The following is a 20,399-nucleotide window of genomic DNA, read 5'->3' as shown; positions in this document are numbered from 1 at the left end:
GTTCGCGGCCGTAGCTGGATGAAATCAGGCGACTGTCTGTAGCGAGTGATAAGGCTCGTCAGCGTCCCATCCTCCCCCTTTCGGTCGAGGGCTTCCGCAAGCTTCCGGTGGAACTCGGCAGTTCCTTCCCGCCCGAGGGAGATCGTTCCCGGTCCCCGTCCGAAGTAGCCGTAACGAACAATCGTTCCGTCCGAGAGCTTCTTCTTCTGAAACCAAACTCCTTTAGGCAGCATGCCGCAACATTCCCGTGAAGTGCCGGTCGATCTCATTTTGGATTTCGTCGCCAGCAGTTTCCTGAGATTGCCCTTCCGCAATCACGAGGGCGACCTCACCCGGTCTGATCCTGACCTCTTCGGGGACTAAACCATTCGCTTTCAGGGCAGCCAAGGCTTGGCTGATCTGCTGACTAGATGGGTTGCGGGAGCGTTGCTTCTTCGGGCGCTCCACAGATGGATAAGCACCATCGTGCACAAGCCGGATGGCTGGCACGCCATTAGAGTGTTCTTTCATGCGTTCGAGAGGCTGGCTTTCGGCCTGGAGCTATCCGCCCCCAACTCCCTCGGTCCGCCTACCGACCAGGGCGCGCTTGTTGCATCGCGTCGCTTCTAAGGAAGCGGCTCGTCCGGATCAAGAGCTGAAGACCGCCTCCCCTTCTCCCGAAGCCATCATGAGCTACTTTGGGCGACGGTGGCGACTTGGCCGCGGTCCCCGGTCTTGCCGAGGGGAGGCTCCTCCAAGTGTTCAAATCCTTGTGGGATATCAGGGGCCGACATCGGGCCGGGCAGCGGTTTGGACGCTATGCGTAACAGTCGCCAAGGCCCCGGATCGCTCATCAATCGCCGCCATGTGCGTTCGATTCTGACCCTCAGATAAATCGCTCGGAGGCGTGCTCGCCCCGCATCAAGAGCGCCTGCGAAGTCGAGGCTTCCAGCCTCACGTTCACGACGCTGCTCGGCTCCAAGAAGTCGAGGCGAACGGCTGTAATGGCGTGAGTGGCGAGACTGAAGATCGCCGTGACGAGCAGATGCATCGGAGGGCTCGGCAAAGTGCCGTCTCTCATTGCCCTATGCAGCTTCGTCGATGAGGAGGTCAGCACTCGGCGATTGCCGTCCCCATCGTTCCAGCTGGAGGTCGCCTTCAGTTCTAGGGCGCAGGCGAAGCCGTCTTGGGCGACTGCGCGTCTATCCGGATACCCACCCCCGGCTAGAGGTTCCACCAACAGCTGCTGACAGCCGAGTCGATCACTCACGAAATCGGCGACGACGTTCCCCCTAGACTGGTTGGATCGCTCCTCCCCAGCGTCGGTCCGCAACAAGTCAGGAACCACAGTTCCCACCAACGCCTGACACTGGGGGGCCAGACAGTCCCGGACTTGGGCTCGCCGCTCGTCTGTCCAAGAGCCGATCAGGGGGACGCCGCCGTCGCGGCCTCCTCGTGTTTCGAGAGCGGCGTAGAACCGTTCGAGCGTCCAGACGTCGTCGGCCATTATCTTCTCCTCCGACCACCGGAGTGGCATTCCCTCGATCTGCCAACTAGAACCCTAGGAGGCAACCGGGGGGAGAGCATGGCTCACAAACTGCTGTTCGAATGGGATTTGCACGCGCTGTCCGCCGCGATGGGCATTCCGTCCCAGGACGTCGAGGCCTACTTTCGAGACGGGCGACGAGTGTCGTTTCTGCTCGAACGACGCATCCGAGACTCCTTCCCAGGCTGGAAACTCGCTCCCTCTGAAGGGGCCGGGTTCGACCTCTTGGATGAGGCCGGTGGCAAGTGGGAAGTCCGTTCGGTTAGCAAGAACATCTACTTCTGCCCCAGTTACATGGTCGGCAGCGGGCGGAAGTTCGCAGAGGAGGGCTTTTTCACGAAGCTGGACGCCATTGGCGGCTACATCTGCTCTGACATCACGACCTTCCCGAAGGTGCCCGTCTACGTCATCCCTTCCGAGCTAATCCGGAGACTGTATCTGGCGGGAAAACTGGGCGGGACCACTGCTATTAGCCGTGATCGGTTCTATTCGGTCGTCGTTCCCGAGTTGAACGCCTTGGCGGCGGCCTAGGCGGGTTCCTGCGCTAGAAATCGAGCAACACGCCCTTTTCCTTGGCGAGGGCTTCGAAGAACGACCTGAAGCCCGCCATGGGCTGCAACGCAGATATGGGCGTCTTGAAGACACCGTAGGGCGTCCTGGCCCCACCTTTCATGGTCATCGGTTCCGCTGGCTTGCTCGTAGCCTGCGCGTGGGTCGCAAAGCCGCAGATTATGACCTCGGTTCCGGGCACGATCTCTTTCCGATATGCATCCGACACGTTGATTATGTTCTGGACATAGACATCCTTGAACTTTGCGCCGTAGTCTTCACGGATAACCAAGTTCAGAGACTCCCGAAACGGAAAGATCGATGTCTTGATTTCGATCAGTCCGAAGAGGTCGGCTTTCCCCCGATTCGAGCCCACCTCATTCTTGCGCCAGTCGCCGGTAAGCCATTGGGCAAAAGCGAACTCGCCCAGTATCCCCCCGAGCGTATCGACCGGGCTTACTCGGGTTCGATTCACCTGTGTTTCATGCACCAAGGCACCCGCTGCTTCGAGCATAGCGTCGGTGATTTTGACAACGGGCCGGTCCATCTTTTCCCCCAGACGTGACAGAGGACCTGCCTACCGTCTGGAGGAGATCGATGCCAGCAAAGACGCGACCACCAGACCGGCCTATTTTCGCTGAGCGATCACGATACGATTGGTGTTCGTTCCCTTCGCATTGTTGCTTACGCCCCAGCAGTTTGCGGTCTTCGTGAACTCCTGCACGTTCACGAGGACGCCAAGCGTGGTAAAGGGCAGCCCCTCCATCGCTTCCAGAACGAGGGCCTCTAGTTCGACCTTGCCGTTTCGAACCTCACCCACTTCGAAGCAGACATGACCGCCCGGCTTCACTACCCGAGCCAAATCTACAAAGACGCCCCGGACGAAGTCGCGCCACTGTTCCGGCTTCTTGTGCATCGCGATGGGCACGCCGCCGACGTCCACGTTGGCAAACCAGCACCGCAGCCAGTTGTCGGAAGCGTATTGGACGATATCCAGGAACGGCGGGGAGGTCACAACGAGATCGACCGAACCATCCGCGACCCCGACCGCGTTATCCGCAGATGATGTGACGAACTGACTGGTCCGGGGCATCGGCGGCACCCCATCCTTCAGTAGGCCCTTCGACTTCTTCAGGATGATGTCGGGAACGACGCGCCGGGGGGGCGTTTGGTTGCGCTTCTCATTGATCTTGCGCTGTGCATTGAGCGAGACTGCCTGATTAGGTGGCAAGGAGTAGACTGAGAAGAACCCGGTGGAGTGTCCGGTGAGCCTGTTGATGGCCACCATTCGTATCCAGTCGTCGATACGATCAAGCTCGCCAGACTGCTCCCGGTCGCTCAGGTAGCTCTTCAGAGCCTTTATCTCGGCAAGCGTCTCGGGATGATAGAAGACGAGCAGCTCCTCATCACCGTCGACGGCTGCGCGCCAATCGATCTCTCCCAGTCGGGTGCCGATCTCCGATATCGTCGGGGGGTCGGCCCGGGGGCGGGTCAGATAGACGCTCAAAGGATTGATGTCGTTTCCCACGCCGACGCGGCCCATCAGAACGGCCTGCAAGGGCGTGGTTCCACGCCCCATGAAGGGGTCATAAACCACGTCCCCCTCGCCAGTGAGGCGGCTGATAAAGAACTCGGGCAGCTGCGGTTTGAAGCAAGCGCGATAGCTCACTTCCTGAAGAGCGTGGCCCTGCCTTTGTCTGGCGGTCCAAAACTCATTGAAAAAGAACGGAACGCCGAAGCGTTCCTCAATGATGGTGGCTTCGCCGTTGTGGGAAAAATCCCGCAGTTCATCGGCCAAGTCCTGCTGATAAGGCGCAGCTTCGAATAGAGAGATTTGCGCTACGGCGTTCATTGCGACTCCTGTCACTCGAATCTAGCTGACGGGGTCACCCGGTCATAGTGGCATCGGTTGAGATCGGGGCGGGTTTCCCGACGGTTTTGGGACCCAGCCGCTTCTCGACCCGTTGAATGGCCGCTCGAGTGACGCCGAACTCCTTTGCGAGCGATCCCAAGGACGCTCCTGCGGCCCGCTGCGCCCGAACCTGTTCCTGCTGAGCAGCCGTTAGGGACGGAGGACGCCCAAGTCTCTTGCCTCCTTCTCTTGCGCGCTTGAGGCCTGACTGTGTCCGTTCGATCAGCAGGTCACGTTCGAACTCCGCTACAGCTGCGATGACACCCATCGTCATTTTGCCCGCAGGGCTTGTGAGATCGACGCCACCTAGGGCGAGGCAGTGGACCCGCACCCCTGCGGTCGCGAGGCGCTCAACGGTAGCTCGAACATCCATCGCGTTTCGGCCCAAACGATCCAACTTCGTCACAAGCAGGACGTCGCCAACCTCCAGGCGATCCATCAACCTCATGAACTCCGGTCGCTCCATCGCGGCGACAGACCCGGAGATTGTCTCCTCCACAATCCGCTGTTTGGCGACTGTGAACCCTGCTGCCTCGATCTCTGCTACCTGATTGCTGGTCGTCTGATCGCCCGTGCTCACACGGCAGTATGCGAATATCCGGCTCACGAGGCCCTCTCCGTATCGAAAACGTGCATTGATATAGAGGCTGTATTGAAAGACCCGTCAAGCTAGTTTTCGATACAGTCAGCTGACGTGTATCGGAAGCGGTCGGTTTCGATACGCCTGCCGCTGCGCGCAGCCGGGTCGCGCTATCGCGCGATAGCGTCAGCCCGCAGCTAGACCAGTTTGGCGCGGACACAGGCCTCCGTGTGGAGACGTAAAAAGTTGGTGCTGGCTGCGAGGCCGTCGTTCGTCAGCACCACTTCACTCGGCTCAAGCTCAACGCGAGCGCCGTCGACGACAAACCGTGTGAAACCAGCGTAGCCGCCGTAAGCGTTCTTCCCGTTCACCTCTCCGCAGACCACGGAACGACCGTCCGGCTGCTCGATTACCTCGACGGCCCGGAACTGCGCGGATGAGGGGTCACGGAGCTGAGCAGCAACAGTAGCTTCGGCTCGTGACTGCAGATCGCTGCCTCCCTCCGAGCCCAGGTCAATAAGCGCGACGTTCAGCTGGCGACTGGCGAGAAGGATGACGATGACGGCAGCCGCCGTGATGACCCACGGGATAGCTGGGTTGGCCGAAGGTCTCGGGGTCTTCTTCCGAAGCCGGAGGGCTGCCAGAGCCAGAGCTCCGGCAACAACGAGCAGAAACGACGAGGCCCAAATCGTCGTAGTCCACTGCAACAAGACGATTCCGAAAACGCCAATGACTACCGCCGCGACGATCAACGGCGACGTCCAAATCTTGCTCAAGGCACTCCCTCCCATGCACCGTTCTTCGGGTGCTCGCTCGGCGCTCCCTAGCAACGGGTCCGTTCCATTGGAAGGACCGGACGTCGAGAGTCCCGGCTGGGCATATCCGATTGATGATCCCTTGATGTAGCCGCTTATCCTCAATCGATTTCAGGAGGCTTGGGTGGCTTTGGAAGCCAGTAGTCGCTTGGGCCTTCGTCATGAGGATCGCCAACGGAGTAGTCCTCCGGTTCCTCGCGAAAGCGCTTGTATTCGAAGTTCTGCCACTCGATCACGGGCTGCTCACGCTGGTCTAGCGTCACTCGCCCGTCACCAACGCGCTGTCGCTCATCCGAGCCAACCGCCGATAGCTCAAAGGTATAGCCGCTTCTGCAGGGAAGCCGGTCCATCCAGCCACGTAAATAAGCCGTCACCTCTGTCTTCGCGGCGAAATCCCCATTAGCGGAAATAGGTCGATCCGGCCAAGTCGGCTCCCCACCGGGCCCGATGATTGCAAGAAAGTAGGCAATCATAAACATATGCTCCTTATGCTGCTTTTCTTTTACTCCTTGTAATATTACGGGCGATCGCAGCGCAAGTGATATTGACATCACATGTTATTTGCCATTCCTCTGTGATTGTCAGCCGGTATTCTGCTAATACTCTACCATTGGGGTCCGGCTGCGCAGACCGAACCCCGTGGCTCATCATGATGATTACCCAAGCTGCAGCTTGGTCGCGTGCCGATTTAGGCTTCGTGCCAGACATGGCCGGAGCTTCGCGCCCAGCGACGGCGCTACTCCTGTTGTGTCGTTGAGGAGCGTAGACACGGCCACGCTTGGCTCAACCCCGCAGTCATGGAGCTTCCAGCTCTACGACCCGACGATTCGAGGCGGGGATTTCGCTTTCAGTTTGAGAGGCTTTGCAGGGTTACAGGAAGTCGTTGTGCGTGAGGATGGTGTCGGTGGAGGCTTGTTTGACGGAATAGCTCGCGGCGCGCCGCCAATCAGATCGAAGGCGCTGCAGGTCGAAGGACGGTTCAACCGCCCCACGATGGATGATGGGACGCGGGGCTCTAGGCCGGTTCGCAATCGGCTCTAGAGGGAGGAAGGGTCTTAAGCGCCAGTCTGTCCCAGCTGGACAGACCACCGCCTCCAGGACATCTGCTCCGTGCGTGGCGTCCCGCCCGAACCGCTCGCGCAGAAATCCTCGCCAGCGCGGTTCCTCATCCGGCCCGAGAGTGATGAAATAGTTCAGGTGCGGATCGTGGTTTCCCGCCTTGTCGTAGAGTTCGACAGCGCCGACCACCGGCGCGAGATGCTCCGCCGCCAGTGAGGCCCGCTTCCGCAACCCCGAACGGACATAGCCGTATTGCCGGAACAGCACCCTGAGAGGCTTGAGGAGGTCCCGCTCGACGTCAACATGTGGCCAACCAAGGTAACCGATCTTCAGCACGCCCCAATGGGTCGCCCCCTGCTCCTCAGCAACGTCCTCGATGAGAGCGGCATAGGCGGCGCGGAGCGAGCGGGCAGGATGCATTCATTGGTTCCGAAGGGCACCTTTTGAAGAGTTCAGCGATGGAAGGTATATTACCTTCGTTCGGGCCTCTTTGCAATATACATGCTCGATTTGGTCAGAGTTTTTAGGTGGGGCAGCTCACTGGTGCCCCGGAACTCCAACAACCACAGGGGTATAAGACAAACCAAACATTCTGGAGCCTTATCCAGCGGGACACATACTGCTTTTATAAGCTTCAATCTGATCGCTCAGAAACCTTATACCCTCACTCCAACCTCAACTTCGCCGCACCGCATGAAGGTATAAGGGCCGACTAGGCGATCAATATACAGGCGCCATCAGGGTCAGCGTGCTCCGCATTTTCCTAGGGCTTCGGTTTGCAGGACAATGCGGACATTGCGGCTGATAACGACGCATCTGTGGTTGGTTTGTAGCCAAACACTTGATTTCTCGGAGAAAGCTTCGGACTGCAAATCCGTGTACGCCGGTTCGATTCCGGCTCAGGCCTCCATCGCGATGTCCCGGCTCAGACCCGACGGCTTCGGATCGCCGTCAGAATGTCCCGCCCCAGCGCCGGGATCAGGGCCCAGGGCTCCACCAGATAGCGCTGCCAGAGGCGGGCCGGGTCGCTGACCAGCCTGTAGGCCCACTCGATCCCCAGACGGCCCATCCAGCGCGGCGCGGCGCTCTGCACCCCGGCCTCGTAGTCGAAGGCAGCGCCCACCGACAGGATCACGGACGGTGGCAGGGCCTCATGGTTCTCCGCGATCCAGATCTCCTGACGGGGCATGCCCATGCCGACGAACAGGACGTGGGGGTCGAAGGCGCGGGCCTTGGCGAGGATCGCGGTGTTCGCCGCGCCGTTCCGGGTCATGTCGAAGTAGCCGTCGATCACCTCGATCCGCGCCCCCGGATAGCGCCGGGCCAATCGGCCGGCCGCGGTCGACGCCACCCCTGGGGCCCCGCCGACGTAGAGGACGCGCCAGCCCTTTCGATCCGCCAGGCTCCAGAAATGATCGCGCCAGTCCAGGTAGGTGCAGCGGTGGAACGGACGGCTGGAGACGCCGAGCGCCCGTGCGACCGCGATCAACGGTCGCGAATCGACCTCGACCAGCTCCGCCAGATCGTAGAACCGGCGCATGGGCGGCGTTCGCTGGAGCAGATAAAGGCTGTGCAGATTGTGGTTCGCCACCACCGTCTTGGTCCGGCTCTCCACGCGGCTCTCGATTAGATGAAGCACCTCCTCGGGGCGCACGAGATCCACCAGCTCCCCGAGCAGCCGGGTCCGTTCGGTGGGGCGCCGGGACTTCCTGAAGGCGGGGCGCGAGGCGCGACGCCGTTCCAGCGTCGTGACGGCGGCGTCGATGTGAGGGTCGGCGTGCATGCCCGCAGCGTGCGCGCAGCGCGTCAAATCCGGGTGCACAGACGACGTTAACGCGAGACGTCGTCGCGAAAGGATCGGTTAACCAAATCGGCTCAACGAGGAACTGTGTTCTTCGAGCACACCACCATCACCAGCCTTCAAAGGCCCGGCCCCAGCGCCGGGTCGTTTTTTCGGTGGTTGGGAGGGGAGTGGCTCCGCGGGTAGGATTCGAACCTACGACCAGCCGATTAACAGTCGGCTGCTCTACCACTGAGCTACCGCGGAACAGTCGCTCGGGAGGCGGGCCTATAGCAGCGCCCCAAGGCGCGATGCAATGCCCTTTCTCAACCGGCCGGCGTCCAGGTTCGCTGCACCGCGCCGTCGGGAAGACGCCATGCGAAGCTGACCCCTTGCGGGCTTTCGAGGTAGGCGATCGTCCCGACGTCGGGCGACTCGGCGAAGCGGGGGCTGACCGTGGCCGACCTCGCCCCGCTGCGAACCACGAGCGACGGCTCGGCCGGGACCTGGGCCTGCCACGCGCCGGCCGCGTCCGCCCGAACCGTCAGGCTCAGCCCGCCGGCGGCGTTCAGGGTCACCTCGGCCTCCGGTTCGACGGTTCCTGAAACGAGCCAGATCGCGCCGTCCGTGTCGATGGCCTCCACCAGGCGCCGGGCGCCGAAGACGAAGGATCGTCCACCGGGCGCGCCCAGGATCGCCGGCGCCGTCTCGCCGACGGCCGGCACGAGCAGCGTCGGGATGGCGCGCGCGACCGACTGGCCCTCACGGGTCTCGATCGCAAGGGCGCGAGGGGCGGGCGACGCCGGGATGACCAGACTGAATTCGCCCGCAGCGTCCGTCGAGGTGGCGAAGACCTGCTCGCCCGTCCGGAAGGCGACGCGGGTCTGTGGCGCGGCGCGCCCGCTTATCCGCCATCCGGCGGCGGTTTGCTGGACGGACAGGACCTCCGGGGACCCGCGCCACGCCGCGACATCGGCGATCCGTGTCGGCGAGGCCGCGCCCCCTCCGTCGCAACTCGCCAGCGCCAGTCCGGCAGCGGCGAACCACGCCAGTTTCCACCTTCCCGCAGGAAGGCTAGAGGAACCGCCGACCCGTGCCGTCCACGCCCGTGCGCCTTCAGGAGCTCCATGCCCGCCCCCCAAGACATCGCCCCCTTCGACGGCCTGTCGGTCTGCATCTTCTGCGGGTCTTCGGACACGGCGCATGAGACCTATCTACAGGCCGCCGCCGACCTCGGCGAGGGCCTCGCGCGGGCCGGCTATCGGCTGGTCTACGGCGGCGGCGGCGTCGGCCTGATGGGGGCCTCGGCGCGGGCGGCGCACGGCGCCGGCGGTCGTGTCGTCGGGATCATGCCCGCCTTCCTGCGGAGCCGGGAACGTCTGTTCGACGAGGTCGAGACCGTGGTCGTCACCTCCATGCATGAGCGCAAGCAGCTGATGTACGACCAGTCGGACGTCTTCGTTGTCGCGCCGGGCGGCATCGGCACCCTGGAGGAGGCGATCGAGCTGCTCTCCTGGAAACGGCTGGCGCTGCACGACAAGCCGGTCATCTTCCTGAACCTGCGCGGCTTCTGGAACGACCTGCTGGCGATGATCCGGCACAATGTCCAGGAAGGCATGACACCGGAGGCGTTCCTGCAAGCCTTCGACGTCGCCGAGACCGTCGAGGACGTTATGTCGCTGCTGCGCGGCGTCGCCCAGCCGCTTGACGCTGAACGGCGATAAGTTACCACTGTAAACATAATTGATCGGCAGCGAGGCCGCCGCCCTTGACAGTTGTCTAAAGCAACTGACTCATGGGCCGCCTCGTGTTCGGGGCCTGGTCATCGAAAGGATCGCAAAATGCGCGCTCTCGTCCTCCTCGCCGCTGTCGTCGTCGCCGCGCCCGCCGTGGCCCAGGCGCCCGCCGCCAATCGTCTGACGCTCGCGGACGCGGCCTCGGCTCCGACCCGCAGCACCATCATCGACGGGGCGACCTGGAGATGCGAACCCACCGGCGTCTGCGTGTCGTCCACCGGCGCGAACCAGCCGGCCCCGCGCGCCTGCCGCCGCGTCGTGGCGCGCCTGGGTCAGGTCACCGAGTTCGTCTGGAAGGGCGAGGCCCTTTCGGCCGAGGAACTGGCCGCCTGCAACGCCTGACGGCCGTGATCTGACCGGGCGGGACGGTCAGGCCGTCTCGCCCTTCAGCCGGCGCGCGATCCGCTCACGCCCGATCAGCGGAACCAGCATCGCCATGTCGGGTCCGTGGGCCTGACCCGTGAGCGCGAGCCGCAGCGGCATGAACAGGGCCTTGCCCTTGGCGCCGGTCACGTCCTTGACCGCGGACGTCCAGGCGCCCCAGGCGCCGGCGTCCATGTCGGACGGCAGCAGCTCGGCCGCCCGATCCAGGAAGCCCTGATCCTCCACCACCGGCGTGATGGGCCCGCGCACGATCCGGGCCAGATCGGCGACGTCGGCGAACTTCTGCAGGTTCGGCCGCACGGCGTCCCAGAAGTCGCGCCCCAGGTCGCAGTCCATCGCCCGCAGGCGCGGCTGGGCCGCTTCATAGCTCATGGCGTGAAGCGCCTGGGCGTTCAGCCGGTCGAGGTCCGCCACATCGTAGCGGGCGGGCGACCGACCCATCTTGTCGAAGGCGAAACTGTCGCCCAGCGCCTGGATCGATGCGGCGACCTCCAGCGGGTCCGAGGTGCCGATCCGCCCCAGGTGGCTGACGATGGCGATCGGCTCGTACCCCTGGTCCCGCATCTCGGCGATCGACAGAGAGCCCAGCCGCTTGGACAGCGCCTCGCCGTCGGCGCCGACCAGCAGCGGCATGTGGGCGAAGCCGGGGACCGGCCCGCCCAGGGCCTCGAAGATCTCGATCTGGGCGCCGGTGTTGGTGACGTGGTCCTCGCCGCGGATCACGTGGGTGATCCCCATGTCGATGTCGTCGACGACCGAGGGCAGGGTGTAGAGGTAGAGGCCGTCCTCGCGGATCAGCACCGGGTCGGACATGGAGGCGGTGTCGACCTCCGCGTGGCCCCGGGACAGATCCTCCCAGGCGACGCGCTTGCCCTCCAGCTTGAAGCGCCAGTGCGGGCGCCGCCCCTCGGCCTCCAGCCGGGCGCGCTCGGCGTCAGTGAGCTTCAGCGCCGCCCGGTCGTAGATCGGCGGCAGCCCGCGCGACAGCTGCACCTTGCGGCGACGATCCAGCTCCTCGGCCGTCTCGTAGCAGGGATAGAGTCGTCCCGCCGCCTTGAGCCGTTCCGCCGCGTCGGCGTAGCGGTCGAAGCGCTTGGACTGATTGTGGCGCTCGTCCCAGACGAGGCCGAGCCAGGTCAGGTCGTCCTCGATACCCCGCTCGAATTCCGGCGTGGAGCGCGCCAGGTCGGTGTCGTCGATGCGCAGGACGAACTGTCCGCCCTGACCCTTGGCGAACAGCCAGTTCACGAGCGCGGTGCGGACGTTGCCGACGTGCAGGCGACCCGTGGGGGACGGGGCGAAACGGACCTTGACGGACATGAGGGGACTTTCAGACGCGAAGGCGCGCTAGGTCGCGCTCAGACCCGGCGAAGTCAAGGACGGCGCGTTGAGCGGCCCACGGCGTCATGATAGTTTCCGCGCCATCATGAACGCACCTGTGCAAATACGTAAGGCCGACACTGTCGAGCGCCTGCGCCGCTTGGCTCAGGTCGAGGGCAAGACGATCACCGAGCTGGTGGATGAGATGGTTCGCGAACGCGACGAACGTCTCACGGCCAAGCGCGAAGCCGACATCGACCGACGGCGCAAGGCGGTGGAGGAAGCGGTCCGCCGTTTCAACGCCCTTCCAGTCATCGGGCCGATGCTGACGGACGATGATCTGTACGACGAGCTCGGGCTGCCGAAGTGATCGTCGTGGACGCCTCGGCGCTCGTGGCGATCCTGCTCGAAGAGCCGGAAGCGCGAACCTACCGCGAGTTTTTGCTGCTGAACCCAGGCGCGCGGCTGTCTCCTGTCGGTTACTGGGAAGCCGCGACACGGCTCCGGTCGCTGCGAGGCGAACGGGGACTGATCGAACTCGACATCGTAGTGGAGGGGTTGGGGATCGAAGTCACCTCCGCCACGGAAGCGACGGCGCGGCTCGCGTCAGAGGCCGAGCGCGCTTTCGGCAAGCGCTCGCCCGCCAAACTGAACCTCGGCGATTGTTTCGCCTATGCGCTGGCGAAGGAGCATGACGCGCCCCTGCTCTACAAGGGTGACGACTTCGCGCTCACGGACATTCGGCCCGCCGTCTGATCAGTCGTCGCGGTGGACGCGCTCGCGGCGTTCGTGGCGTTCCTGGGCCTCGACCGACAGGGTCGCGGTCGGGCGGGCCTCGAGCCGGCCGAGGCTGATCGGCTCGCCGGTTTCCTCGCAGTAGCCGTAGCTGCCGTCCTCGATCCGGCGGAGCGCCTCGTCGATCTTGGAGATCAGCTTGCGTTGTCGGTCCCGGGTGCGCAGCTCCAGCGCCCGGTCCGACTCCGAGGAAGCGCGGTCGACGAGATCGGGGTGGTTCTCGGTCTCGGCCTTGAGGTTGGAGACCGTTCCCTTGCTCTCGCGCAGGATGTCGTCCTTCCAGTCGAGCAGCTTCTTCTTGAAGTAGGCCAGCTGCCGTTCGTTCATGAACGGCTCGTCGTCGCTGGGACGATACCCCTCGTCGAGACCAGGCTCGACCTTCACCGCAGTCGCCAAAGCGCTCATCGCACTCACACGGTCACCCGACGCCCCCTGACGTCGCCCGCCGTATAGGGCGCGCGGAGAGTCGCGGCAACGGCGCTCGCGTTTCCGTGATGCCCGAACGCGCGAACGACGCCGCGAGCGTGGCAATTCTTCATCAGTTCTGCGGGGTTGTGACTTGCTCAGTGCGCCGGGCGGCCGGCCTTGGCGAGTTCCACGGCGGCGCGGAGCTCGATCTGGTCGATCACCGCCTTCAGGCCCGGGTGATCCACGTGACCCGCTTCCTCGCGCGCGGCTCGGGACAGGCTGTCGAGAGCGGCCCCGACCGGCTGGTCGGACAGCAGGGCGAGCTTCAAGGCGTCGAGCCGGTCCAGCAGACCCGCTCCGCGACGGATCGCCCGACGTCGGCGTTCGGTCGCATCCTCCACGCCCTGGAGCGCCATGAGGGCCGACACGCCGCCGACCGAACTGGGGCCGGCGGTCGCGGCGGGCGCGGACGTGGGCGCAGCGCCGCCGATCGGGCTGAAACCGCTCGGGGCCGCGCGGCCTGCGCGGCCTGCGGCCGATGGGGGTGTCGAGCTGGCGCCGGTGACTTTCATCGCGGGACGGAGTCCTCCTTGGGGCAACCTCGGCGCAGACGGTCACCGTTTGGTTAACGGCCCGGCAGGATTTGCCCGGGTGACCGGGCGTCCAGGGTGTTCCGTATTGTTTTCACGCTGGAAATCCGCAGGCACGAACTTCGCATGAAAGCCGTGGTGCAACGCGTATCGGACCGACCCATGCAGAAACTGCTGAGCGCCGCCTTCGCCGCCCCGGCCCTGATCCTGGCCCTCCTCGCGTCCGGCGAGGCGCTGGCTCAGTCCCGGATCAAGGACATCGCCGCCATCGAGGGCGTGCGGACCAATCAGCTGGTCGGCTACGGACTGGTGGTCGGTCTGAACGGCTCCGGCGACAGCTTGCGGAACTCGCCCTTCACCCGCCAGTCCCTGGAGGGAATGATGGAGCGGCTGGGCGTGAACATCCGCGACGCCAACGCCAACACCAAGAATCTCGCCGCCGTCATGGTCACGGCCGAGCTGCCGGCCTTCGCCACGCCGGGCTCGCGGATCGACGTCAACGTCTCCACGCTGGGCGACGCCAAGAGCCTGCAAGGAGGCACCCTGCTGGTCACCAGCCTCCAGGGCGCCGACGGCCAGGTCTATGCGGTCGCGCAGGGCTCGGTGCAGACCGGCGCGGTGTCGGGCTCCGGCTCCTCGGGCTCCTCGGTGACGCGCGGCGTGCCCACCGCGGGCCGGATCGCCTCGGGCGCGACGGTCGAGCTGGAGACCGGCTTCAGCCTGGACCAGATGCACGAGGTGCGGTTGACCCTGCGCAACCCCGACTTCACCACGGCCCAGCGGGTGGCCGCGGCCATCAACGCCGTCTATCCCAATGCGGCGCTGGCGGAGAACGGGTCGGTCGTGGCGCTGCGCCCGCCGCCCCAGCTCGGCATGGCCGGGTTCATCAGCCGGGTGGAGAACCTTCCGGTGCAGGTCGACTCGCCCGCCCGTGTCATCGTCGACGAGGTCAACGGCGTCATCGTCATGGGCGAGAACGTGCGGGTCTCCACCGTCGCCATCGCCCAGGGGAACCTGACCGTCTCGGTGCAGGAGACCCCCTTCGTCAGCCAGCCGGCGCCCTTCTCCGGCGGGGAGACCGTGGTCGTGCCGGACTCCGAGGTGACGATCGAGGAGGAACTGGGCCGCGAGATCCGGATCGTCGAGGGCTCGACCTCGCTCCAGACGCTGGTGAACGGACTGAACGCCCTCGGCGTCAGCCCGCGCGACATGATCTCGATCCTGCAGGCGGTGAAGGCGGCGGGCGCGCTTCAGGCCGAGATCGAGGTGATGTGATGAGCGATCTGACCGTCTCCCCCGATCTCCTGCGCGGCGTCGCCGGCCCCGGCGCGCCGCTGGATCAGGCCCGCATGCGTCGCGCCGCCGAGGACTTCGAAGGCGTCTTCATCGCCCAGATGCTCAAGCCCATGTTCGACAGCCTGCCGACAGACGGCCCGTTCGGCGGCGGGGAGGGCGAGGCCATGTGGCGCTCCTTCATGGTCGACGCCGTGGCGAAGCAGACCGTCCGCGCCGGGGGCCTGGGCTTGGCCGACGACATCATGGCCGAGATGATCCGGCTGCAGGAGGCGCAGGCATGAACGACCCCGCACAACGGGTCCAGGCCCTGACAAGTCTGACCCAACGCCTGACCGCCCGTCTGTCCGAAGAGGCGGCCGCCTTCGAGGCCAAGCGCCCTCAAGACATCGCCGCGGGGGTGGCGGAGACCCAGGAGCTGGCCAATCATTACCGACGCGAGTCCGCGCGGGTGAAGGCGGATCGTGCGGTGATCGCGTCCGCGCCGCTGGCCGATCGCAAGGCGCTGATTGCGGCGACCCAGGCGTTCGAGGCCGTGCTGACGCGCCACGCGCGCGCGCTGGACGCCGCCAAGACCGTGTCCGAAGGGCTGGTTCGTACGATCGCGGCAGAGGTCTCGGCCCATCGCGCCAAGGGCGTCGGCTACGGCTCCGGCGGTCAGTCGGTCGACGGCGACGCACGCGCGGTGGCGCTGAACCGCACCGCCTGAAAGGGTTGCTTCACCACGTCCGTTGGCGGAGGCCTAACGGCAGGCGTGGCCTAATCGTGGGATGACCATAAGGCGCAGTCTGCTCGGCCTGGCGTTCGCGGCGGCCGACCTTCTTCTCGAGATTGACGGCGATGGCCGTATCCGGATGGCGCTGGGGTCGTCGCCGACGGGCGCGGGCTCGGCGGAGGGGCTGGGCGGTCAGCCGCTGCTGGATGTGGTCGGCAAGGCCAGCCGCACGGTGCTGCGTCAGGCGTTGGCGGAGCTCAAGCCGGGCCGGCGAAGCCCGGCGCTCGATATCGTCCTCACCGTCGATGCGGGCCTGGTCCGGCGCGGCACGGCGCGCCTGTTCAGCCTGCCGGATCTGGCCCCGGCGATCTCGTGCGCGATCAGCTTCGAGGGCGCGCCGTTCCGGCTGGACCTTCTGAGTGCGCCGCCGGTCCTGTCCTCCGCCGGCTTCCTAGAGCGCACGCATCGCGCTCTCCTGGGGCCGGGCGAGGAGCCTTGCGAACTATCGGTCGCCTTCATCGATGTGGCGGGGCTCGCCGAGGCGGCCGGGAAGGATGAGGCGGGCCGCCGGACCCTGGACCGGGTGGAGAGCGCTCTTCAGGCGGCGTCCGTGGACGGCGCCTCGGCCGCGCGACTGGCCGACGACCGCTATGCTGTGCTCCGCGCCGCCGACGACACGCTCGATATCGTGGGCGAAGTCGCCGAGGCGGCGCGCGCCGAAGGCGTCGACATCGCCGTGCGCGGGGCCGACGTCGGGCTAGGCGGCGCCGCCGCTCCGGTCCATGCCCTGCGGGCGCTCCGCTTCGCCGTCGAGGGCTGCCTGAAGGACGAGGGACTCCAGAACCCGGAGATGACCTTCACCGCATCGCTCATGCGGACCCTGAAGGACGCCGATCGCTTCCGCGCCGTGGTGCGCGAGCGGCGGTTCGACCTGCATTACCAGCCGATCGTCGATCTGAAGACGGGCGCCGCGACCCACTTTGAAGCGCTCGCACGCTTCAGCGCCGACGCCAGTCCCGCGGACACCATCCACATGGCCGAGGAACTGGCCCTGATCGAGGGGTTCGATCTCGCGGTGGCCGAAAAGGCGATCACCCGTTTGCGCCAACCGGGCGCGGGGCTGTTCAAGTTCGCGGTGAACGTCTCGGCCTCGTCGCTCTCGGCGGACTCCTATGTCCAGAACCTGCTGCGCCTGACCGCCGTATCGCCGGAGGTGCGCAGGCGCCTGATCGTCGAGGTCACCGAAACCGCCGCACTGGCCGACCCGGCGGCGGCCGACCGTCGCCTCGCGGCCCTGCGCGGCGCGGGCATCAAGGTTTGCATCGACGACTTCGGGTCCGGTTCGGCGGGATTCGACTACCTGCGGCGGCTGTCGGTGGACGCCGTCAAGATCGACGGCGGCCTCGTGGACGGGTTCGAGCAGGACCTGCGCGCCACCCAGGTGATCCGCCACATCGTGGAAATGTGCCGTGAGATGAACCTCGCGGTCATCGCCGAGCACGTCGAGACCGAAGCGTGTCTGGAGGCCCTGGTCGCTCTGGGCGTCAATCAGGGCCAGGGATATCTGTTCGGGCGACCGGCGTCGGAGCCCCGGTTGCCGCGGACGGAGGCCGTGCGGCGCAAGGGCGAACTGGAGGCGTGGGCCTAGACCTCAGCGGCGGCGGCGAGCGCGCGCCGGGACGGGCTTCGGCTGCGGTCGACCGGCCGCGGCGAGCCCCGCGAGGCCGATCAGAACTCCGAGAACGATGGCGGTGGTCATCTTCCGCGCCTCTCACGAACAGGCCCTAGAGACTGGGGTCGGAGCGCATCCCGTGCAAGCGGATTCCGGCCGAGGCGCGAGGTCGCATGTGCGCGGCTCATTATGTTCGCGCTATGTTCTTGCTGAATCGCGCGGTTTGATACCCATATAGCGGCGTTGCCCCGGGTGCCTCGCCCGGCTTTCGCGCGTTCGCCCGGACACCATGACCGACAGCCAAGATCACATCCGCGTCCGTGGGGCGCGCGAGCACAACCTCAAGGGCGTGGACGTCGACATTCCGCGCGGCAAGCTGGTGGTCATGACCGGCCTTTCGGGGTCTGGAAAGTCGTCCCTGGCGTTCGACACCATCTACGCCGAGGGCCAGCGCCGTTACGTCGAGAGCCTGTCGGCCTATGCGCGCCAGTTCCTGGAGCTGATGGGCAAGCCGGACGTGGACCTGATCGAGGGTCTGTCGCCGGCCATCTCCATCGAACAGAAGACGACGTCCAAGAACCCGCGCTCGACCGTCGGCACGGTGACGGAAATCCACGACTACATGCGCCTGCTCTGGGCGCGGGTGGGCGTACCCTATTCCCCGGCGACGGGCCTGCCGATCGAGAGCCAGACCGTCAGCCAGATGGTCGACAAGCTGACCGCCCTGCCGGACGGCGAGCGCATCCTGCTGCTGGCCCCGGTGGTTCGGGGCCGGAAGGGCGAGTACCGCAAGGAGATCGCCGAGTGGCAGCGCCAGGGCTTTCAGCGCCTTAAGATCGACGGCGAGTTCTACGCCATCGAGGACGCGCCGACCCTCGACAAGAAATTCAAGCACGACATCGACATCGTCGTGGACCGCATCGTCACCAAGGCGGGACTTGAGGGGCGTTACGCCGACAGCCTGCAGACCGCGCTGAACCTGGCGGACGGCATCGCCGTGGCGGAATGGGCGAGCGCGGTCGAGGGCGAGACCGAGCCGCGCCGCATCGTCTTCTCCGAGAAGTTCGCCTGCCCGGTCTCGGGCTTCACGATCAGCGAGATCGAGCCCCGGCTGTTCTCGTTCAACAACCCCTTCGGGGCCTGTCCCGTGTGCGACGGGCTGGGGGTCAAGCTGGCGTTCGACGCGGACCTGGTGGTGCCCGACCGCGACAAGAGCCTGCACGGCGGCGCGGTCGCTCCGTGGGCCCGGGGGCCGTCGCCGCTCTACACCCAGACGCTGCAGTCGCTGGCGCGGCACTACGGCTTCTCGATGGACAAGCCGTGGCGCGATCTGCCGGAGAAAGCCCGGGCGGTGATACTGAACGGCTCGGGCGCTGAGAAGATCAAGTTCACCTATGACGACAACGCCCGGAAGTACGAGGTCTCCAAGGCCTTCGAGGGCGTGGTCCCCAACCTGGAGCGCCGCTGGCGCGAGACCGACTCCGCCTGGGTGCGCGAGGAGATGGCGCGCTATCAGTCCGAGACGCCCTGCGAGGCGTGCGGCGGCAAGCGCCTGAAGCCCGAGGCTTTGGCGGTCAAGGTCGGGGGAGAGGACATCGCCGAGATCAGCGGCCTGTCGATCTCCAAGGCGTTCCTGTGGTTCTCGACCCTGCCGGAAAGCCTGACCGACAAGCAGATGGAGATCGCCCGGCGGATCCTGAAGGAGATCACCGACCGGCTGCGCTTCCTGAACAACGTCGGGCTGGACTATCTCAACCTGTCGCGGTCGTCCGGCACCCTGTCGGGCGGCGAGAGCCAGCGCATCCGGCTTGCGTCACAGATCGGCTCAGGGCTGACCGGGGTGCTCTATGTGCTGGACGAGCCGTCGATCGGCCTGCACCAGCGCGACAACACCCGCCTGCTGGACAGCCTGAAGGGCCTGCGCGACCTCGGCAACTCGGTGCTGGTGGTCGAGCACGATGAAGAGGCGATCCTGACCGCCGACCACGTCATCGACATGGGCCCGGCCGCCGGGGTGCACGGCGGCGAGATCTGCGCCCAGGGCACGCCCGAGGAGATCATGGCCAGCCCCCGCTCGCTGACGGGCAAGTACCTGACCGGCGAGCGCGAGATCGAACTGCCTCCCGAGGGGCGCCGTCCGGTCAACAGGAAGAAGATGCTGAAGGTGTCCGGCGCGACCGGCAACAACCTGAAGGGCGTCACCGGCGAGATCCCGGTCGGCCTGTTCACTTGCGTGACCGGGGTCTCCGGCGGCGGCAAATCGACCTTCACCATCGAGACGCTCTACAAGGCCGCGGCGCGACGACTGAACAACGCCACCGAGGCGCCCGCTCCCTTCGACCGGATCGAGGGGCTGGAGTTCTTCGACAAGGTCATCGACATCGACCAGAGCCCGATCGGGCGCACCCCGCGATCGAACCCCGCGACCTACACCGGCGCCTTCGGGCCGATCCGCGACTGGTACGCCGGCCTGCCGGAATCCAAGGCGCGCGGCTACGGCCCCGGCCGCTTCAGCTTCAACGTGAAGGGCGGGCGCTGCGAGGCCTGCCAGGGCGACGGCGTCATCAAGATCGAGATGCACTTCCTGCCCGACGTCTATGTGACCTGCGACGTCTGCAAGGGCCGGCGCTACAACCGCGAGACGCTGGAGATCGTCTTCAAGGGCAAGTCCATCGCCGACGTGCTGGACATGACGGTGGAGGAGGCCGCGCGCTTCTTCAACGCCGTGCCGCCGATCCGCGACAAGATGCTGACGCTGGAACGGGTGGGCCTGGGCTACGTCAAGGTCGGCCAGCAGGCGACGACCCTCTCGGGCGGCGAGGCCCAGCGGGTCAAGCTGTCCAAGGAGCTGTCGAAGCGGGCGACCGGCAGGACCCTCTACATCCTCGACGAGCCCACCACGGGCCTGCACTTCGAGGACACCCGCAAGCTGCTGGAGGTGCTCCAGGAGCTGGTCGAGAGCGGCAACACCATCGTCGTGATCGAGCACAACCTGGACGTCATCAAGGTCGCCGACTGGCTGCTCGACTTCGGCCCCGAGGGCGGCGACGGCGGCGGCGAGATCGTCGCGGTCGGCACACCGGAACAGGTGGCGGACAACCCCGCCAGCTGGACAGGCCGCTACCTCAAGGAGGTGCTGGAGCGTCACGAACAGCGCCGCAAGGCGCGGGTCGCGGGACTGAAGAAGCGGGCCTAGAGCCGGCTCG

The 20,399-nt window shown here is 65.6% G+C and carries 22 protein-coding genes and 1 tRNA gene; 10 read left to right on the top strand and 13 right to left on the bottom strand.

What is annotated here, in order from left to right; all coding sequences use genetic code 11:
* Positions 1 to 865: 865 nt before the first annotated feature.
* A complete protein-coding gene (locus tag ACFFGE_RS10730; RefSeq protein ID WP_376836387.1) occupies positions 866 to 1,486 on the bottom strand; it encodes a hypothetical protein in 621 nt (206 codons plus the stop codon).
* A gap of 78 nt (positions 1,487 to 1,564) precedes the next feature.
* Here ACFFGE_RS10730 and ACFFGE_RS10725 point away from each other — a divergent pair, with 78 nt between their 5' ends.
* Positions 1,565 to 2,056: a hypothetical protein gene (locus ACFFGE_RS10725; RefSeq protein ID WP_376836385.1), complete on the top strand. Its 492-nt coding sequence runs from the start codon at positions 1,565 to 1,567 to the stop codon at positions 2,054 to 2,056.
* A gap of 13 nt (positions 2,057 to 2,069) precedes the next feature.
* On the opposite strand, the gene ACFFGE_RS10720 is transcribed toward ACFFGE_RS10725, so the two are convergent.
* The 9 genes from ACFFGE_RS10720 to ACFFGE_RS10680 all read right to left on the bottom strand — a co-directional run bounded on the left by ACFFGE_RS10720 (position 2,070) and on the right by ACFFGE_RS10680 (position 8,945).
* Positions 2,070 to 2,621: a hypothetical protein gene (locus ACFFGE_RS10720; protein WP_376836384.1), complete on the bottom strand. Its 552-nt coding sequence runs from the start codon at positions 2,619 to 2,621 to the stop codon at positions 2,070 to 2,072.
* A gap of 81 nt (positions 2,622 to 2,702) precedes the next feature.
* On the bottom strand, positions 2,703 to 3,926 hold the full coding sequence (locus tag ACFFGE_RS10715; protein WP_376836383.1) for a DNA methyltransferase: 1,224 nt from the start codon (positions 3,924 to 3,926) through the stop codon (positions 2,703 to 2,705).
* A gap of 34 nt (positions 3,927 to 3,960) precedes the next feature.
* Positions 3,961 to 4,593, bottom strand: a complete 633-nt coding sequence (locus tag ACFFGE_RS10710; RefSeq protein WP_376836382.1) for a recombinase family protein — start codon at positions 4,591 to 4,593, stop codon at positions 3,961 to 3,963.
* Positions 4,594 to 4,763: 170 nt separating this feature from the next.
* Positions 4,764 to 5,342, bottom strand: a complete 579-nt coding sequence (locus ACFFGE_RS10705; RefSeq protein ID WP_376836381.1) for a hypothetical protein — start codon at positions 5,340 to 5,342, stop codon at positions 4,764 to 4,766.
* 140 nt (positions 5,343 to 5,482) lie between these two features.
* Positions 5,483 to 5,860 (bottom strand): hypothetical protein, encoded by a 378-nt coding sequence (locus ACFFGE_RS10700; RefSeq protein WP_376836380.1) that lies wholly within the window; start codon positions 5,858 to 5,860, stop codon positions 5,483 to 5,485.
* A 391-nt stretch (positions 5,861 to 6,251) separates the two neighbouring features.
* Positions 6,252 to 6,860 (bottom strand): hypothetical protein, encoded by a 609-nt coding sequence (locus tag ACFFGE_RS10695; protein ID WP_376836378.1) that lies wholly within the window; start codon positions 6,858 to 6,860, stop codon positions 6,252 to 6,254.
* Between the two features lie 505 nt (positions 6,861 to 7,365).
* Positions 7,366 to 8,223 (bottom strand): WecB/TagA/CpsF family glycosyltransferase, encoded by an 858-nt coding sequence (locus tag ACFFGE_RS10690; protein WP_376836376.1) that lies wholly within the window; start codon positions 8,221 to 8,223, stop codon positions 7,366 to 7,368.
* Between the two features lie 189 nt (positions 8,224 to 8,412).
* A tRNA-Asn gene (locus ACFFGE_RS10685) sits at positions 8,413 to 8,487 on the bottom strand.
* 59 nt (positions 8,488 to 8,546) lie between these two features.
* Positions 8,547 to 8,945: a hypothetical protein gene (locus ACFFGE_RS10680; protein ID WP_376836375.1), complete on the bottom strand. Its 399-nt coding sequence runs from the start codon at positions 8,943 to 8,945 to the stop codon at positions 8,547 to 8,549.
* Between the two features lie 402 nt (positions 8,946 to 9,347).
* Between ACFFGE_RS10680 and ACFFGE_RS10675 the strand changes: the two genes are divergently transcribed.
* A complete protein-coding gene (locus ACFFGE_RS10675) occupies positions 9,348 to 9,944 on the top strand; it encodes an LOG family protein (RefSeq protein WP_376836374.1) in 597 nt (198 codons plus the stop codon).
* Between the two features lie 117 nt (positions 9,945 to 10,061).
* On the top strand, positions 10,062 to 10,358 hold the full coding sequence (locus tag ACFFGE_RS10670; RefSeq protein ID WP_376836373.1) for a DUF8200 family protein: 297 nt from the start codon (positions 10,062 to 10,064) through the stop codon (positions 10,356 to 10,358).
* 27 nt (positions 10,359 to 10,385) lie between these two features.
* On the opposite strand, the gene gltX is transcribed toward ACFFGE_RS10670, so the two are convergent.
* Positions 10,386 to 11,720 carry a glutamate--tRNA ligase gene (gene gltX / locus ACFFGE_RS10665; RefSeq protein ID WP_376836372.1) on the bottom strand — a complete coding sequence of 445 codons (1,335 nt, stop codon included), beginning with the start codon at positions 11,718 to 11,720 and terminating at the stop codon, positions 10,386 to 10,388.
* 118 nt (positions 11,721 to 11,838) lie between these two features.
* On the opposite strand from gltX, the gene ACFFGE_RS10660 reads away from it, so the two are divergent.
* Positions 11,839 to 12,090 carry a type II toxin-antitoxin system VapB family antitoxin gene (locus ACFFGE_RS10660; protein ID WP_376836370.1) on the top strand — a complete coding sequence of 84 codons (252 nt, stop codon included), beginning with the start codon at positions 11,839 to 11,841 and terminating at the stop codon, positions 12,088 to 12,090.
* Positions 12,087 to 12,476 carry a type II toxin-antitoxin system VapC family toxin gene (locus ACFFGE_RS10655; RefSeq protein WP_376836369.1) on the top strand — a complete coding sequence of 130 codons (390 nt, stop codon included), beginning with the start codon at positions 12,087 to 12,089 and terminating at the stop codon, positions 12,474 to 12,476. Before ACFFGE_RS10660 ends, ACFFGE_RS10655 begins: the two co-directional genes overlap by 4 nt.
* Here the strand turns inward: ACFFGE_RS10655 and dksA are convergent, their stop codons facing one another.
* Entirely contained in the window at positions 12,477 to 12,920 is a 444-nt protein-coding gene (dksA, locus tag ACFFGE_RS10650) for an RNA polymerase-binding protein DksA (protein ID WP_376836367.1), read from the bottom strand.
* 158 nt (positions 12,921 to 13,078) lie between these two features.
* The gene (locus ACFFGE_RS10645; RefSeq protein WP_376836366.1) at positions 13,079 to 13,495 is read right to left on the bottom strand and encodes a flagellar assembly protein FliX; all 417 of its coding nucleotides are present in this window, start codon (positions 13,493 to 13,495) and stop codon (positions 13,079 to 13,081) included.
* Positions 13,496 to 13,675: 180 nt separating this feature from the next.
* On the opposite strand from ACFFGE_RS10645, the gene ACFFGE_RS10640 reads away from it, so the two are divergent.
* The 5 genes from ACFFGE_RS10640 to uvrA all read left to right on the top strand — a co-directional run bounded on the left by ACFFGE_RS10640 (position 13,676) and on the right by uvrA (position 20,389).
* A complete protein-coding gene (locus ACFFGE_RS10640) occupies positions 13,676 to 14,788 on the top strand; it encodes a flagellar basal body P-ring protein FlgI (protein WP_376836365.1) in 1,113 nt (370 codons plus the stop codon).
* Positions 14,788 to 15,090, top strand: a complete 303-nt coding sequence (locus ACFFGE_RS10635; protein ID WP_376836364.1) for a rod-binding protein — start codon at positions 14,788 to 14,790, stop codon at positions 15,088 to 15,090. The genes ACFFGE_RS10640 and ACFFGE_RS10635 overlap by 1 nt, the downstream gene beginning before the upstream one ends.
* Positions 15,087 to 15,515: a flagellar basal-body protein FlbY gene (locus ACFFGE_RS10630; RefSeq protein WP_376836362.1), complete on the top strand. Its 429-nt coding sequence runs from the start codon at positions 15,087 to 15,089 to the stop codon at positions 15,513 to 15,515. The genes ACFFGE_RS10635 and ACFFGE_RS10630 overlap by 4 nt, the downstream gene beginning before the upstream one ends.
* Before the next feature lie 61 nt (positions 15,516 to 15,576).
* The gene (locus ACFFGE_RS10625) at positions 15,577 to 17,169 is read left to right on the top strand and encodes an EAL domain-containing protein (RefSeq protein WP_376836361.1); all 1,593 of its coding nucleotides are present in this window, start codon (positions 15,577 to 15,579) and stop codon (positions 17,167 to 17,169) included.
* A gap of 313 nt (positions 17,170 to 17,482) precedes the next feature.
* Positions 17,483 to 20,389 carry an excinuclease ABC subunit UvrA gene (uvrA, locus tag ACFFGE_RS10620; RefSeq protein WP_376836359.1) on the top strand — a complete coding sequence of 969 codons (2,907 nt, stop codon included), beginning with the start codon at positions 17,483 to 17,485 and terminating at the stop codon, positions 20,387 to 20,389.
* Positions 20,390 to 20,399: the final 10 nt, after the last annotated feature.

Source organism: Brevundimonas balnearis (assembly GCF_042434805.1).
GTDB classification, from domain to species: domain Bacteria; phylum Pseudomonadota; class Alphaproteobacteria; order Caulobacterales; family Caulobacteraceae; genus Brevundimonas; species Brevundimonas balnearis.
This window is presented reverse-complemented; position numbering and strand designations above follow the sequence as displayed.